General features: G+C 43.0%; 19 protein-coding genes. 15 read left to right on the top strand and 4 right to left on the bottom strand.

Annotated elements, in window-relative coordinates; translation table 11 throughout:
* The first annotated feature begins 60 nt into the window (after nucleotides 1-60).
* The 8 genes from QT716_RS13200 (at nucleotide 61) to QT716_RS13165 (ending at nucleotide 6,163) form a co-directional block, all read left to right on the top strand.
* Nucleotides 61-936 carry a branched-chain amino acid ABC transporter permease gene (locus QT716_RS13200; protein WP_317936558.1) on the top strand — a complete coding sequence of 292 codons (876 nt, stop codon included), beginning with the start codon at nucleotides 61-63 and terminating at the stop codon, nucleotides 934-936.
* A gap of 13 nt (nucleotides 937-949) precedes the next feature.
* Nucleotides 950-1,900, top strand: a complete 951-nt coding sequence (locus QT716_RS13195; protein WP_317936662.1) for a branched-chain amino acid ABC transporter permease — start codon at nucleotides 950-952, stop codon at nucleotides 1,898-1,900.
* Nucleotides 1,890-2,666: an ABC transporter ATP-binding protein gene (locus QT716_RS13190; protein ID WP_317936557.1), complete on the top strand. Its 777-nt coding sequence runs from the start codon at nucleotides 1,890-1,892 to the stop codon at nucleotides 2,664-2,666. The genes QT716_RS13195 and QT716_RS13190 overlap by 11 nt, the downstream gene beginning before the upstream one ends.
* A gap of 2 nt (nucleotides 2,667-2,668) precedes the next feature.
* Nucleotides 2,669-3,376: an ABC transporter ATP-binding protein gene (locus QT716_RS13185; RefSeq protein ID WP_317936661.1), complete on the top strand. Its 708-nt coding sequence runs from the start codon at nucleotides 2,669-2,671 to the stop codon at nucleotides 3,374-3,376.
* Nucleotides 3,377-3,545: 169 nt separating this feature from the next.
* Nucleotides 3,546-4,475 (top strand): lipoyl synthase, encoded by a 930-nt coding sequence (lipA, locus tag QT716_RS13180; RefSeq protein WP_317936556.1) that lies wholly within the window; start codon nucleotides 3,546-3,548, stop codon nucleotides 4,473-4,475.
* 6 nt (nucleotides 4,476-4,481) lie between these two features.
* Entirely contained in the window at nucleotides 4,482-4,841 is a 360-nt protein-coding gene (locus tag QT716_RS13175) for a YutD family protein (protein ID WP_317936555.1), read from the top strand.
* 97 nt (nucleotides 4,842-4,938) lie between these two features.
* Nucleotides 4,939-5,403 carry a DUF86 domain-containing protein gene (locus tag QT716_RS13170; RefSeq protein ID WP_317936554.1) on the top strand — a complete coding sequence of 155 codons (465 nt, stop codon included), beginning with the start codon at nucleotides 4,939-4,941 and terminating at the stop codon, nucleotides 5,401-5,403.
* Nucleotides 5,390-6,163 (top strand): TIGR01457 family HAD-type hydrolase, encoded by a 774-nt coding sequence (locus QT716_RS13165; protein ID WP_317936553.1) that lies wholly within the window; start codon nucleotides 5,390-5,392, stop codon nucleotides 6,161-6,163. The genes QT716_RS13170 and QT716_RS13165 overlap by 14 nt, the downstream gene beginning before the upstream one ends.
* A gap of 150 nt (nucleotides 6,164-6,313) precedes the next feature.
* Here QT716_RS13165 and QT716_RS13160 read toward each other — a convergent pair whose 3' ends face one another.
* Entirely contained in the window at nucleotides 6,314-6,550 is a 237-nt protein-coding gene (locus QT716_RS13160; RefSeq protein ID WP_317936660.1) for a YuzB family protein, read from the bottom strand.
* Nucleotides 6,551-6,688: 138 nt separating this feature from the next.
* Here QT716_RS13160 and QT716_RS13155 point away from each other — a divergent pair, with 138 nt between their 5' ends.
* Complete coding sequence (locus QT716_RS13155) at nucleotides 6,689-7,753, top strand: NAD(P)/FAD-dependent oxidoreductase (RefSeq protein ID WP_317936552.1); 1,065 nt, start codon at nucleotides 6,689-6,691, stop codon at nucleotides 7,751-7,753.
* A 98-nt stretch (nucleotides 7,754-7,851) separates the two neighbouring features.
* On the opposite strand, the gene QT716_RS13150 is transcribed toward QT716_RS13155, so the two are convergent.
* Entirely contained in the window at nucleotides 7,852-8,181 is a 330-nt protein-coding gene (locus QT716_RS13150) for a YuzD family protein (RefSeq protein ID WP_317936551.1), read from the bottom strand.
* Nucleotides 8,182-8,263: 82 nt separating this feature from the next.
* On the opposite strand from QT716_RS13150, the gene QT716_RS13145 reads away from it, so the two are divergent.
* Entirely contained in the window at nucleotides 8,264-8,500 is a 237-nt protein-coding gene (locus tag QT716_RS13145; RefSeq protein ID WP_025782972.1) for a NifU family protein, read from the top strand.
* Between the two features lie 43 nt (nucleotides 8,501-8,543).
* On the opposite strand, the gene QT716_RS13140 is transcribed toward QT716_RS13145, so the two are convergent.
* Nucleotides 8,544-9,224 carry a DUF2225 domain-containing protein gene (locus QT716_RS13140; RefSeq protein ID WP_317936550.1) on the bottom strand — a complete coding sequence of 227 codons (681 nt, stop codon included), beginning with the start codon at nucleotides 9,222-9,224 and terminating at the stop codon, nucleotides 8,544-8,546.
* A 118-nt stretch (nucleotides 9,225-9,342) separates the two neighbouring features.
* Between QT716_RS13140 and QT716_RS13135 the strand changes: the two genes are divergently transcribed.
* The 3 genes from QT716_RS13135 to QT716_RS13125 all read left to right on the top strand — a co-directional run bounded on the left by QT716_RS13135 (nucleotide 9,343) and on the right by QT716_RS13125 (nucleotide 11,724).
* Entirely contained in the window at nucleotides 9,343-9,708 is a 366-nt protein-coding gene (locus tag QT716_RS13135; RefSeq protein WP_317936549.1) for a HesB/IscA family protein, read from the top strand.
* A 329-nt stretch (nucleotides 9,709-10,037) separates the two neighbouring features.
* Entirely contained in the window at nucleotides 10,038-11,255 is a 1,218-nt protein-coding gene (locus tag QT716_RS13130) for an NAD(P)/FAD-dependent oxidoreductase (RefSeq protein WP_317936547.1), read from the top strand.
* 127 nt (nucleotides 11,256-11,382) lie between these two features.
* Complete coding sequence (locus tag QT716_RS13125; RefSeq protein WP_317936546.1) at nucleotides 11,383-11,724, top strand: YuiB family protein; 342 nt, start codon at nucleotides 11,383-11,385, stop codon at nucleotides 11,722-11,724.
* Nucleotides 11,725-11,757: 33 nt separating this feature from the next.
* Here QT716_RS13125 and QT716_RS13120 read toward each other — a convergent pair whose 3' ends face one another.
* Nucleotides 11,758-12,234: a divergent PAP2 family protein gene (locus QT716_RS13120; protein WP_317936545.1), complete on the bottom strand. Its 477-nt coding sequence runs from the start codon at nucleotides 12,232-12,234 to the stop codon at nucleotides 11,758-11,760.
* 117 nt (nucleotides 12,235-12,351) lie between these two features.
* Between QT716_RS13120 and QT716_RS13115 the strand changes: the two genes are divergently transcribed.
* On the top strand, nucleotides 12,352-13,866 hold the full coding sequence (locus tag QT716_RS13115; RefSeq protein ID WP_317936544.1) for a leucyl aminopeptidase: 1,515 nt from the start codon (nucleotides 12,352-12,354) through the stop codon (nucleotides 13,864-13,866).
* A 61-nt stretch (nucleotides 13,867-13,927) separates the two neighbouring features.
* Nucleotides 13,928-14,212: a hypothetical protein gene (locus QT716_RS13110; protein ID WP_317936543.1), complete on the top strand. Its 285-nt coding sequence runs from the start codon at nucleotides 13,928-13,930 to the stop codon at nucleotides 14,210-14,212.
* Nucleotides 14,213-14,337: the final 125 nt, after the last annotated feature.

Below are 14,337 nucleotides of genomic sequence, written 5' to 3'. Positions count from 1 at the left end.
TACTCTCTCCTTGCCTTCTTTTTTTTATGAACGCTAGACGTGAAAAAGGAGTGAAACTTCATGGAATGGATTCAACAGCTCGTCAACGGTATTTCACTGGGCAGTATTTACGCGCTAATCGCATTAGGATACACAATGGTATACGGCATTATTAAACTTATAAACTTTGCACATGGTGAAATATTCATGATTGGTGCATTCATCGGATATATTTCGATTTCAGGATGGGGCTTAGGCTTTTTCCCGGCATTATTGTTATCCATGGCAGTATGTGCCTTGCTGGGCGTCCTGATTGAACGCATAGCCTACAAACGCCTTCGGAATGCGACGAGAATCGCGGCGCTTATCACGGCAATCGGTGTATCGTTATTGATACAAAATGGAGTCATCTATTTCAGAGGTGCACAGCCAGCTGCATATCCACAAGTATTTGAAAACAAATCATTCAACTTTTTAGGTGCTCAGATCAGTACGCAGGCAATCTTGATTTTGTCAGTATCAGTAGTTCTGATGTTGGTTTTGCAGTTCATCGTACATAAGACGAAAATTGGAAAAGCGATGCGCGCTGTATCCTATGACGCTGAAGCTGCAAAATTGATGGGCATTAATGTGGATAACACAATTTCTGCTACATTCGCAATTGGTTCAGCACTTGCGGGAGCCGCTGGAGTTATTTTCGGTATTTACTACACTAAAATCGACCCATTGATGGGCGTTATACCTGGTCTTAAAGCTTTTGTTGCTGCTGTACTCGGCGGTATTGGAATCATACCTGGAGCTGTAGCAGGCGGACTTGTACTAGGTGTAGTGGAAACAGTAGTGAGCGCCCTTGGATTCTCCTTGTGGCGAGATGCAGCAGCGTTCATCATTTTGATTTTAATCTTGATCTTTAAACCTTCTGGCATCTTCGGTAAAAACACAAGAGAGAAAGTGTAGGTGAATTGAAATGATGAAAAAGTCTAAGCAGTTTTGGGTTTTTGCCGTTTTAGCTATCGCAATCTATGCTGCAATCCAGTTCATGATCAGCGGTGGATTCTTAAATAATTTCTATTCCAATACACTGATCTTCATGGGAATTAATATCATGCTGGCAGTCAGTTTGCACTTAGTTATCGGGATAACTGGTCAATTCTCACTCGGGCATGCCGGTTTCCTGGCAGTAGGTGCCTATGTATCTGCCATCTTGACGATGAAACTCGACTTGCCATTCATTGCTGCTATCCTGATTGCTGGAATCGCAGCAGCACTAGCTGGACTTGTTGTTGGAATTCCGAGTTTACGTCTCCGCGGAGATTACCTAGCTATCGCAACGCTCGGATTTGCAGAAATTATTCGGATTATTTTCTTGAACATCGATTATGTTGGCGGGGCAGCTGGAATGCAAGTTACGCACTTGACGACATGGACCTATACATTCATTTGTCTCTTCGTAACGATTCTAGTCATCGTCAACTTCACGAATTCCAGACATGGCCGTGCGTGTATCGCAGTGCGGGAAAATGAAATTGCTGCAGACGCAATGGGCATCAATACTACGTATTATAAAGTTCTCGCGTTCGCAATCGGTTCGTTCTTTGCTGGTGTAGCAGGTGCGTTATATGCACACAACTTCTACATTATCCAGCCTGCGAACTTTGGATTCTTGAAATCGATTGATATTTTGATTTATGTCGTTCTTGGAGGGCTCGGCAGTCTCTCTGGTGCAATTGTTGCGACGATCTTGCTAACTATTGTATCGACATTCCTACAAGACTTCCCTGAGACTCGAATGATCATTTACAGTCTTGTTCTTATCATCGTTATGCTATACCGTCCAAAAGGATTGATGGGTAAAATGGAATTTACGGATTACTTGAAGATGTGGATGAAACCGAAGGGAGGGAGCCAGCATGAGCAGTGAGGTATTGTTAGATGTGCAAAGTGCAGGTATCCAATTCGGGGGACTAAAAGCAGTATCTGGATTCAACTTGAAGATAAACAAAGGTGAATTGGTAGGATTGATCGGCCCGAACGGTGCAGGCAAAACGACTAGTTTTAACTTGCTGACAGGTGTTTACGTTCCAACAGAAGGAGAAATCTTCTTCGACGGAAAGAAGATTAACGGCTTGCCTCCATTTAAAATAACTCGTTTAGGGATGAGCCGTACGTTTCAAAATATCCGGCTATTCGACGAATTATCTGTTTTGGATAACGTAAAAGTGGCGTACCATACACATGCAAAAGACTCTGTAATGAGTTCCGTTTTCCGGATGCCTTCCTATTTTAAAAGCGAACATGAAATGGAAACGAAAGCGTTGGAGTTCTTGAAGATTTTTGAACTCGACAAATACAAAGACGAAACCGCCAAAAATCTACCATATGGGAAACAGCGCAGGCTGGAAATTGCCCGTGCGCTTGCTGCAAATCCACATTTGCTTTTGTTAGATGAACCAGCTGCAGGTATGAACCCATTCGAAACCAAAGAACTGATGGATTTAATCGCATTCATTAGAAAGCAATTCGGTTTAACGATTCTATTAATCGAGCACGATATGAATCTGGTAATGGGGATTTGTGAACGAATTTACGTTCTTGACCATGGCGTACTACTTGCGGAAGGGTCGCCGGAAGAAATCCGGAACAATCCAAAAGTTATTGAAGCGTATTTAGGGGAGGAAGTTGTATGAGCATGCTGAGTGTCCAAGATTTAAATGTCTACTACGGCAGCATCCATGCATTAAAAGGGGTATCACTGGAAGTAAATGAAGGAGAAATTGTAACGTTGATCGGTGCAAACGGTGCAGGCAAAAGTACATTACTTAAAACATTATCAGGACTGCTGAAACCAAAAGAAGGATCCATTCACTATTTAGGAAATCCAATTAACGGAAAACCTGCCCAATCGATTGTGAAGATGGGCGTTTCACAAGTACCTGAAGGCAGAAGAGTGTTTGCAGATATGACGGTGGAAGAAAACATCGAATTAGGTGCCTACTTAAGAAAAGACAAAGCTGAGATCGACAAAGACTTGAAAAAGGTCTACAGTATTTTTCCAAGACTTTACGAACGGCGAAAACAAACAGCTGGAACCCTTTCAGGGGGAGAACAGCAAATGCTTGCGATGGGAAGAGCGATTATGGCCCGGCCGAAGTTACTCTTGCTGGATGAGCCTTCTATGGGGTTAGCACCACTTATGGTAAAAACGATTTTTGAAACAGTGAAAGACATTAGTGAAGCGGGTACGACAATTCTATTGGTCGAGCAAAATGCGCACATCGCATTGTCCATCGCAGACAGAGGATATGTGATTGAAACAGGACGTGTGATTTTGTCCGGAACTGCCGCTGAGCTGCAAGCAAGTGAAGAAGTGAAAAACGCTTACTTAGGCGGTCATTAAACTAACTTCTTAAGTGAAGAAAAAACGTCCATAACTTGGGCGTTTTTCTTTTGGTGAAGCGCAGAAAGGCAAGTTGCTGACGACTTAAATCTATGATACATTATTGGAAGTGAGGAAAAGTTTACGTTAATATAGAATGGAGTCGATGACTGTGTCTTGCAAACCCGGGGTGGAAAATAAAAAAGAGCATATCCGTAAACCGGAATGGCTCAAAATTAAGCTGAATACCAATGAAAACTATACAGACTTGAAGAAATTGATGCGCGAAAAAAATCTACATACCGTTTGTGAAGAAGCGCGCTGTCCGAATATCCATGAGTGCTGGGGAGAACGCCGTACGGCGACATTCATGATACTAGGTGATACATGTACACGTGCTTGCCGTTTTTGTGCAGTCAAAACAGGATTGCCTACGGAACTCGATTTAGCAGAACCAGAACGTGTTGCAGATTCTGTAGCGCTCATGAATTTAAAACATGTCGTGGTCACTGCTGTCGCACGAGATGACCAAAAGGATGGCGGCTCAGGTGTATTCGCTGAGACGATCCGCGCAATCCGCAGAAAAAATCCATTTGCAACTGTAGAAGTACTGCCTTCAGATATGGGTGGAGAGTATGAAAATATTAAGCGGTTAATGGATGCTGAACCAGACATTTTAAATCATAATATCGAAACCGTCAGACGAATGACACCAAGAGTCCGGGCTCGTGCAAAATACGACCGTTCATTGGAATTGCTTCGACGTGCCAAAGAGATGTATCCTGAAATTCCTACGAAATCTTCAATTATGCTGGGGGTAGGTGAAACGTGGGATGAAATCCTGGAAACAATGGATGATCTGCGTGCGAACCAAGTGGATATCATGTCTATCGGTCAATACTTGCAACCAACCAAAAAGCACTTGGATGTACAAAAATATTACACGCCAAAAGAATTCAAGCAACTCTTTGAAATTGCGATGAGTAAAGGTTTTTCGCACTGCCAATCAGGGCCTCTTGTCCGTTCAAGTTATCATGCGGACGAGCAAGTGAACGCAGCAGCGAAAGAGCGTCAGCGCAGAGGCGAAGAAGCGCTCGAATCATTGACTGTGAAAGGCTGAGTCGACATGACAGAACGACTAATTACGTTGGATCAGTACCAGTTTGACCTCATCGAAAACTTTCGTGAAGGGTTTGACGAGGAAGCTCTAATGAGTCGATACAGTGAAATTCTGTTAAAATACGATTACATTCTTGGAGACTGGGGATACGGGCAACTGCGTCTTAAAGGTTTTTTCGAAGATCGTAATGCGAAGGCGACTTATGAAACAAAAATCAGTACGCTGCAAGATTATTTGTACGAATACTGTAACTTTGGCTGTGCCCACTTTATCTTGAAAAAAGTAGGGAAAGTGAAAAAACAGGAAGCGGATGCGAATGAAACACAGGAAACGACTGTGGAAGAAGAAAATCCGCAACCTTCATAATACCTAATGGATCGGGCGTCTCTGGAGAGTTCTCTGTGACGTCCTTTTCCGTATGTCTTGGTCGATTAGGAAATATCCAAATTGAGGAGGAACCCGAATGTATTTTATTGATAGGAAAAAAATTAGTGAAACATTATCCTATATGGAAGAACTGCTAATGCAATTTTCAAGTGAACAAAACTGGACAGAGAGTATGCTCAAGAAATTAGCCTTGGAACGAATTGCGCAAAGTGTAATCGAATCAATTATCGACGTTGGAAACTCAATGATCGACGGCTTCATCATGCGTGACCCCGGGAGCTACGAGGACATCATTGACATTATGGAAGACGAAAAAGTAATTGATAAAGGAATGGAAGCACCTCTTAAAGCAATGATTGAACTGCGTAAAATGCTAGTTCGAGACTTTATGAAAGTCGACTTGGCAGAAATTGAAAAAACGATGGCAGCAAGTCTGCCTTCACTTGAAAAGTTCCCAAGCCGTGTACTTACTTATTTAGAAAACGAATTAGGGCCAGTCTCGGCTTTTCTTCCAGAGGATTCACCCCATGAAACACTATAAAACCATTTGCTTTGATTTAGATGGCACTGTTTACAAAGGCCAAGAAGCAATTCCAGAATCAGTTGCGTTCATCCATACGATACAGCGTCTCGGCATTGAGCCGTATTTCATCACCAATAATTCGTCACGTTCAATTTCGGAGCAGCACCAAAAATTGGCGCGTCTTGGTATTACAACAACAGAACAGCATATCATGACTTCAGCTATTGCAGGTGCTAAATATTGTGCGCAGCACTTTAAAGGAAAGACTGTACAAATGATTGGGGAAACAGGATTGCGTGAAGCATTACTTGCTGAAGGACATACACTTGTCGAGTCAGACGGGGAGGTCGTCATCATGGGGATTGACCATGAAATTACGTACGATAAGCTGGCTTCAGCTTGCTTGGCTATCCGGAATGGCGCACAGTTTCTATCCACTAACGGGGACCTCGCATTGCCGAATGAGCTTGGATTAGTGCCTGGAAACGGTGCATTCACAGAACTTGTCAAAGCCTCAACAGGTGTCACTCCAACGATACTCGGCAAACCAGGCTCTTTCATGCTAGAAATCATTCAACAGCGAAGCGGTGCATCGAAAGAGGAAATGATCATGATTGGCGACAACTATGATACGGACATCCTCTCTGGCATCCGTTATGGAATCGACACCGTTCATCTGCAGGGCGGTGTCACTTCACTCGAAGAAGTAGCAGCAAAACCAGAAGCGCCTACGTATATGTTTAAAACACTCGCCGAATGGATTTACACAACTATATAAGGAATTTCTTAAGTGATCTATCTGTACTTGTTAAAGAGCAGATAGAGTCTACTAGGATTTGTTCGTGCCTAAAGCGGAAACAACGGCTCTTCATACACAACAAAAAGGACTTGCCCATACTTTGGACAAGTCCTTTCGTTTCTTTCTATTTTAAAAGAGAGGATTCTCTTCAATGAACTGGTAAATGTTTTCTGTCAGCTCAGCCGGTGTATCTCCCTCAACGACTTCACCGTTCACGAGAGCATACAGCGATTCAGCGCATTTTGTACAATAGCTGAGACACCCATATTCCAGCACATCTAGATTCGAATCCTTCTCAAGGGTCTCGAGAGTTTCTTGAGAACCATTTGCTAGATTGCTAATGCAAAATTCAACTATTGGGTTCACACCCATCACCTCACCTTTATCGATCGTACTCTTTTTTTCCTCATCAGTCAAAGTCTCTGGCTTATTGTGAAGGAAGTCACAAACTGTTATACTCATACGTGAGGAAAAACGGAAATCTCTCAGACAAAGGAGACCATTATGAAAAAACTATTACTATTAGGAGCCGGTTACGGCAATATGCGTATTTTGCTGCGGGTTTTGAATAACTTACCAGCAGATGTGGAAGTCACTCTAGTCGATCGGACATCATTCCACAGCTTGAAAACGGAATTCTATGCACTCGCTTCTGGTACTGTACCCGATAGCGATGTACGTGTAGCCCTTCCTACACACGAGCGCTTGAAGGTGATCGAAGGAGAAATTGCAGGCATTGAAGTGAAAGAAAAATGTGTGTTGCTTACAGATGGCAAACAGTTGCAGTATGACCAACTAGTCATTGGACTTGGTTGTGAAGACAATTATCATGACGTTCCTGGGGCAGAAGAATTCACGCATAGTATTCAAACAATCGGTAAGTCACGCGAAACATACAAAACGCTTCTAAATTTAAATGGCGGTGCGACAGTAGGGATTGTTGGTGCAGGTTTAAGCGGAATCGAACTCGCAAGTGAATTGCGCGAAAGTCGTTCTGACTTGAATATTAAACTATTTGACAGAGGACCACGCATATTACGTGATTTCCCTGAACGACTCAGCAACTACATACAAAGTTGGTTTGAAAAAAATGATGTAGATGTGATTGCAAACTCTAACATTACAAAAGTGGATGAAAACTTCCTCTATAATCACGAAGACCAAATTGAAGTGGATGCTGTCGTCTGGACGGCTGGAATTCAACCTACAAAAGTCGTGCGTGAATTGGAAGTGGAAAAAGATAACTCACATCGAATTGTGTTGAATCAGTATCACCAAATTCCTGGCTTCGAAGACGTCTACGTTGTCGGTGATATCGCTTCGCTTCCACATGCGCCAAGTGCACAGCTGGCTGAAGGACAGGGTGAGCAGATCGTCACAGTTCTAAAGCATGTCTGGAATAGCGAATCCCTTCCAGAAACAATGCCGGAAATTAAACTCAAAGGATTCATGGGCTCCCTTGGGAAAAAACAAGGATTTGCTTACTTGGCAGATCGTACTGTAACGGGTCGAATCGCACGATTGTTAAAATCAGGTGTACTTTGGATGTACAAATGGCATAATGGTTAATTGAAATACAAAAACGTGTGGGGCAATTTTGCCTCACACGTTTTTTGTATTATGATTCGAACCATTAAAGTTCTCAATTACTTTTTCCATATTATCACTCACATTGCAGATATGAATCCATGCTTTTCGAGTTCGTTGTAAATCGGTTTCAACTGAATATAGCCTTCACCAATCACTTCTTCATTTACAATTACTAGCGGATAAAAGTACTCCTCATCTTTTACTTGCTCAGCAAGCTGACGCTGACGCGCATCCTTAATATCTGACTCAATATCAATATAGACAATCTCGAAAGGGTGATTTGGATATTTACGCTGAATCGCAGCATCTAACCATTCGTATGTATCTTTTGACGTCGGTGCGTTCACACAACTTGCACAAATTACATCTGCGCCGTATACTTCAACTGTAACCTTTTTTGCGTTCATATTTAACGCCTCCTGATTCTCTATTGGATTTTTTTCACGATCCAGTTTATAATAACTATAAGGAAAGGGGAGTTTAAAACCTATGACAGAAGCAACGATGAACGAATCCGTTCAAGAAGTATTGAATAAATTACGTCCGTTCCTCTTACGTGACGGCGGTGACTGTGAACTAATCGATGTGGAGGACGGAATTGTTAAGCTGCGCCTGCTTGGTGCATGCGGTACATGCCCTAGTTCCACAATTACATTAAAAGCCGGTATCGAACGTGCTCTTCTCGAAGAAGTACCTGGTGTTGTAGAAGTAGAACAAGTTTTCTAATGGCCAATGGGCTTTATGGGAACGGGCCACAATTGCCCGTTCCTTATTTTTTTTGCTGGCGCATTTCTTGCCAGCGTTCTTTTGCTAATTCGATAAGCTGTGGCTCCGTCGAAGTCCGTTGGTTTTCGATAATCTTTGAGAAAAATTGTGTAGCTTTCTCAGAATCTCCTATGCGCAATGAGCATTCGGCTACCATGTAAAGGACTCGTGTTTCTGACATTTGTGTTCCGATATGGTCACCAGCGATATAGGCCTCTTCGTACAAGTTTCTTGCAAGTGTTAAAAAACGGTGCTCTTCTTCATGATTTTCTTGAATACGATAGAGCCATGCAGTTCGGATCGTAATACCAGCAATTGTAAGTGCTTTTTCTTTTTTCACCATGGCGCTTAAATAGCCAAGCTTATAAGAAGAGATAGCTTCTTCGATTTCCCGTATGCCGCCAAGTGAATGAGGTTTCCATCCTGCTGTAATCATCGATTCAATCTGCTCTTTGGTTCCTTGTGCGAAATTCGGAGAAAAATCATCGGTGAACGAAAATCCGCATGTCGGACAAACCGCGATATTATAAAATAAGGGATTTACAGCTGGATCCAAATAGTTCGGCTTGAAATCACTGTCTGTAGAAGATACCCTTACGAATCGAGATCGAACTTTTGTCGTTGTGAACGGTACCTTACAATTCAAACAAGCTGTGTGTTTATCATAAAATGGTGTCACTTGCACAGTGCATCATCCTTTCGTGCAACCTACACCATTATAGCAAACCTTTGTGAGTCAAGGTGAACTCATTGCATTGTAAATTGAAGAATTGATATGATTGAAATAACCTAGGAGGGATACAATGACACAACTAATTAACTTGTCTGAATCAGCGGCTTACCGTGTCAAAGAAATGATGGAGCACAATGGGGAACAAGGCTCCTTTTTACGTGTTTCTATAAACGGCGGCGGGTGCAGCGGTCTTACTTATGGAATGGGTTTTGACGCTGAACAGTACGCGACAGACCAACTCCTTGAATTACACGGAGTAAAAATTGTCGTTTCGAGTGAAGATACAGATATTTTAGCAGGTACAGAAATCGATTACAAAGAGTCATTGATGGGTGGCGGATTCACCATCGAAAACCCGAACGCCATCGCATCATGCGGTTGCGGAACATCATTCAGAACAGCGAAGAAAGCAGGGGCCCCTGCAAACTGTGATTAATGCTATCGATAAGAAATAATGCAAACTAAATCCCTTGTTGACTTGTAGAGTGTAAACTACTCGTCAATAAGGTTTTTTGTTTTGAGTCTGAAAAGCATTTACCCGTGGAAGAAACTGGTTCGCCTCCCGTAAATGGCCTGTTTCCTAGTCGTTTGTGAAGTCTCTTAGAAGTTATTTCTACAAGTCGGTTTATATTACAAATCAGCTATTGATATAGTAGTTCAAACAAGCTACTATAAATGAGGAATGCAAATCAAAGCGCTGGATTGTAGGAATCACGTGATTTTTACAAACCGGCACATCATACAAAAAAGGTGGAACCGATTCTCGTGAAAAAAAGACCTACAATCCTAGTTCTAGGTGCAGGATATGGTGGATTATCGACTGTTGTTAATCTGCAAAAATCTCTTGGCGTAGACGATGCTGAAATCATCCTTATTAACAAAAATGACTATCACTATGAATCTACTTGGCTTCACGAAGCTGCTGCAGGTACTTTAAAACCTGAACAAGTACGCTATGACATTAGCCGCGTTATTAAAAAAGACAAAGTTACATTCGTGAAAGCTGAAGTACAAGCAATCGACGTTAAAGCAAAACTTGTAACGACATCTGTTGGTCAGCAAAGCTATGATTATCTAGTAATTGGTCTTGGATTTGAAGGCGAAACATTCGGAATCCCAGGTCTTGATAAATATGCACTTTCAATTGCAAATGTGAATGCAGCGCGCCAAATCCGCGAGCACATTGAATATCAGTTTGCAACATGGGCTCTTGAAGATGTAAAAGCAGATAGCCGTCTTACAATTATTGTAGGTGGCGCTGGATTTACAGGAATTGAATTCCTTGGAGAACTTGGCGATCGCATCCCTGAACTTTGTGAAGAGTTCGATGTGCCTGCAGACAAAGTAAAAGTACTTTGCGTAGAAGCAGCGCCTATGGTCCTTCCTGGATTTGACCCGGAATTGGTTGAATACGCAGTACGTCAGTTGAAATCTAAAGGCATTGAATTCTCAATCGGAACACCGGTTGTGGAAGCGACTCCTGAAGGCGTTAAACTGAAAAAAGGCGACGATGAATTTGAATTCATCGAAGCAGGTACGGTTGTATGGGCAGCAGGTGTCCGCGGTAACCGCCTAATCGAAGAGACTGGCATTGAAAACATGCGTGCCCGCGTTAAAGTTGAAAAGGATCTTCGTGCGCCAGGCTACGACGATGTCTTCATAGTAGGTGACTGTGCATTGATGATCAATGAAGAGATTAACCGTCCTTATCCGCCAACTGCTCAAATCGCGATGCAGCAAGGGGATATGTGTGCGAATAACCTGATCGCTCTCATGAAGGGGCAGCCAACACAGACTTTCGTTCCTGACTTGAAAGGAAGCATTGCTTCTCTTGGTTCGGATGATGCAATCGGCGTTGCTTTCGGTAAGAAGATGACAGGTAAAAAAGCGTCATTCATGAAAAAGATGGTCGATAACCGTGCTCTATACCTAATTGGCGGAGCGGGCCTTACGTTTAAAAAAGGAAAGTTTGACATCCTTTAATACAAATTTCTTAGCACTCGTCTGATTTTTTTAGACGGGTGTTTTTTTTATACTTTTCAACAACTTCATGACACTTGCGTCAGCTGTTGAAAGAAGCGGCGGAATCCGGTAAAATGAACTAAGGAAAATGGAGGTCATCATTTTGGGTACAATTTCACTGACGGAGATTATTCTGTCTGTCCTCATCTTTATTGTCATGTTTTTCGGGATTGGCTTTTTGCTCAACATGCTGCTGCGCATGTCGTGGATCATGGCGATTATTTACCCGATTGTCGTTATTTTGATTATTGATGAAGTGAAGGCATATGAATATATTACGAAACCGGGTCACGCATTCAGTATGCTCGGAGATAAGCTGATGGCATTGCACACAGTTGACGTTGTGATTCTTTCTAGCGGTATGGTGGGTGCGATTATCTCAGGTATAGTAAGTAAGATTTTAAGAAAACAAGGCTATCAGATGTTTTAAAAAAACGCTCAGGCAAATGTGCCTGAGCGTTTTTTAAATAATGAATGAATAAGTGATGACAGAAATCAGTATTCCAGTGAGGGCCCCTGCGAAAACTTCGCTTGGTTTGTGCCCGAGTAAAGTTTTCAACTCCACAATCTTTTGTTCTTCGTCTTTCTTTATCCAACCTTTCGTTCCACTGACGAACGTTTGAAAATCAGCACGTATCTGGTTGATGATCAGGGCCTGCTGTCCTGCTTGGTAACGGACGCCGCTTGCATCGAACATCACGATTACTGCAAAGATCGCAGAAATCGCAAACAGTGAAGAATCGAGTCCATGCTCAAATGCAATAGCAGTCGTGAGGGCGGTTACCGCGGCAGAGTGAGAACTTGGCATCCCTCCAGTAGAGGTCATCAATCTCCAATCGAGCTCACGAGTGAGTAAAAAATGAATCGGAATCTTTACAAATTGTGCGAAAAGGATTCCGAATAGTGCAACCAACAGTGGCACATTGCTCAAGATTGTCATGTAGGCACTCCTCGTTAAAAATAATAATGGCAAATAGTCCGGAAACCGAAGAATATTTTTTCGTTTCTTCTTCAACTGGTATATAATTAGAATGTATGAAAATGAGGAGGTAGTCAAATGAAAACTATCATTGCAAACAAACAGTTGACGGACAGCACACTTGAAGTGCTCGTAGTAGGATTATCAGATCATCCAGAGAACAAAGAGGGATGGAGCACAATCAATGGAGCGTTTAATGACCAATTGAACGGATGGGTAAAATCCGGAGATGTTAAAACCGACCTAAATACGGTAACTAAGCTTCTAGCAATAGGGGGCAGTTCATTTAAACGGGTTGTGTTCATTGGACTAGGTGCACCTAAAAAGCTTACAGACGAAGCATTGCTTGAAGCGTTCTCGAAAGTAGGAAAAGAGCTTAAGTCGATGAAAGCAGAAAGCGTTTCCATTTTGGCAGACTCTTTCACTACCGATGAACTGACGGCAGAAGATGTTGCGTTTGCTTCTGTACAAGGAATTGTTTTAGGCAGTTACCAATTTGCAGATTACAAAACCACTTCGAATGAAAAAGACTTTGCGTTTGAAACAATTGAGCTGATCAGTGCTGCAGATGAAGATGAATTGAAAGCAGCAGTTGAAGTAGGCGTTGTTCACGCGGATGCTGTGAATTCAGCACGTACACTCGTAAATACACCGCCAAATATCTTAACTGCGGTTAAAATGGCAGAGCACGGAGAAATGCTTGCAGAAAAATACGGATTTGAAATCGAAGTCCTTGGTAAAAAAGAAATGGAAGAACTCGGTATGGGTGCAATTCTCGCAGTGAACAAAGGGTCCGTTGAAGAACCTCGTCTAATTGTACTCAAGTACGCAGGCGGTAAAGAAGACTGGACAGACGTCGTAGGGCTCGTCGGTAAAGGGATCACGTATGATACGGGCGGTTACTCATTGAAGCCTCGAGAAGGCATGGTCGGCATGAAAGGGGACATGGGCGGTGCTGCAGCAGTCTATGGCGCGATGCAGATTATCGGAGAATTACGTCCCGCTAAAAATGTCATCGCAGTAATTGCTTCCACAGACAACATGGTATCCGGTGATGCGTTCAAACCGGATGATGTCATTACATCCTTGTCAGGAAAAACGATCGAAGTCCTGAACACAGACGCAGAAGGACGTCTTGTATTAGCAGATGCAGTTACGTATGCAAAACAATCTGGCGCGAATTACCTGATCGATATCGCAACCCTTACTGGCGGTGTTATCGTGGCACTCGGAAAAGACAAAACAGGCGCACTGACGAATAACGAAGCCTTTTTTGAAGACTTCATGGAAGCCTCTGTAGAGACAGGAGAATTCGTATGGCGTCTTCCGTTAACGGAAAGCGATAAGAAACGTCTGCGTAAGAGTGAAGTAGCGGACTTGAATAATTCACCAGGCCGTGATGGTCATATGATTTTCGGCGGAGGTTTTGTCGGTGAGTTCGCAGGTGATACACCGTGGATTCATTTGGATATTGCAGGAACTTCTGAAGCGAGTGCTGCACACGCGCTTGGACCTAAAGGGGCTACAGGTGCAATGACAAGAACGCTGGCTACATTCATCGAGCGTTTAGCTGAAGACTCCGCAGAAGCATAATAGGTGACAGCCTACCCCTTACTAAGCCCAATGAATAGGATAGTGGGAAAGGGGGAGGAAGATGTCACGTAATAGAGGTTTTCATGGAGGCAGAGGTTTTGATGGAGGTAGAGGTTTTGGCGAAGGAAGAGGCTTCGGCGGAGGCGGATTTGGATACGGCTTCGGCGGACCATTCCTTGGCGGCCTAGTTGGTAGCTTCCTTGGCAATGCAATTACACCGTACGGAGGTGGCTATGGCGGTGGCTACGGCGGAGGATACCCACCATACGGAGGATACCCTCCATATGGCGGTGGCTATTATCCATATTCATATCCACCCTACTACAGCCCTTATGGATATTGGTAAACAAAAGAGGCTGGGACAAAACCCAGTCAATAAAAAAAGAACGGAGCTTGGGGAGTGAAATCCTCTAGGCTCCGTTCTTTTGAAATTTTATACAAGTAAATAGGGAGACACTCTGTTAAAATAGA

Source organism: Sporosarcina aquimarina (assembly GCF_033253705.1).
Taxonomy (GTDB): domain Bacteria; phylum Bacillota; class Bacilli; order Bacillales_A; family Planococcaceae; genus Sporosarcina; species Sporosarcina aquimarina.
The sequence above is the reverse complement of the archived record's forward strand: the minus strand, read 5'-3'. Positions and strand labels throughout refer to the sequence as shown.

Coding starts and splice junctions, on each gene's coding strand:
- QT716_RS13175 (WP_317936555.1), top strand. CDS start 4,482: ATGACAGAACGACTAATTACGTTGGATCAGTACCAGTTTGACCTCATC.
- QT716_RS13120 (WP_317936545.1), bottom strand. CDS start 12,234: ATGACAATCTTGAGCAATGTGCCACTGTTGGTTGCACTATTCGGAATC.
- QT716_RS13125 (WP_317936546.1), top strand. CDS start 11,383: ATGGAGGTCATCATTTTGGGTACAATTTCACTGACGGAGATTATTCTG.
- QT716_RS13190 (WP_317936557.1), top strand. CDS start 1,890: ATGAGCAGTGAGGTATTGTTAGATGTGCAAAGTGCAGGTATCCAATTC.
- QT716_RS13200 (WP_317936558.1), top strand. CDS start 61: ATGGAATGGATTCAACAGCTCGTCAACGGTATTTCACTGGGCAGTATT.
- QT716_RS13150 (WP_317936551.1), bottom strand. CDS start 8,181: ATGAACGCAAAAAAGGTTACAGTTGAAGTATACGGCGCAGATGTAATT.
- QT716_RS13185 (WP_317936661.1), top strand. CDS start 2,669: ATGCTGAGTGTCCAAGATTTAAATGTCTACTACGGCAGCATCCATGCA.
- QT716_RS13145 (WP_025782972.1), top strand. CDS start 8,264: ATGACAGAAGCAACGATGAACGAATCCGTTCAAGAAGTATTGAATAAA.
- QT716_RS13135 (WP_317936549.1), top strand. CDS start 9,343: ATGACACAACTAATTAACTTGTCTGAATCAGCGGCTTACCGTGTCAAA.
- QT716_RS13115 (WP_317936544.1), top strand. CDS start 12,352: ATGAAAACTATCATTGCAAACAAACAGTTGACGGACAGCACACTTGAA.
- QT716_RS13195 (WP_317936662.1), top strand. CDS start 950: ATGAAAAAGTCTAAGCAGTTTTGGGTTTTTGCCGTTTTAGCTATCGCA.
- QT716_RS13110 (WP_317936543.1), top strand. CDS start 13,928: ATGTCACGTAATAGAGGTTTTCATGGAGGCAGAGGTTTTGATGGAGGT.
- QT716_RS13170 (WP_317936554.1), top strand. CDS start 4,939: ATGTATTTTATTGATAGGAAAAAAATTAGTGAAACATTATCCTATATG.
- QT716_RS13155 (WP_317936552.1), top strand. CDS start 6,689: ATGAAAAAACTATTACTATTAGGAGCCGGTTACGGCAATATGCGTATT.
- QT716_RS13165 (WP_317936553.1), top strand. CDS start 5,390: ATGAAACACTATAAAACCATTTGCTTTGATTTAGATGGCACTGTTTAC.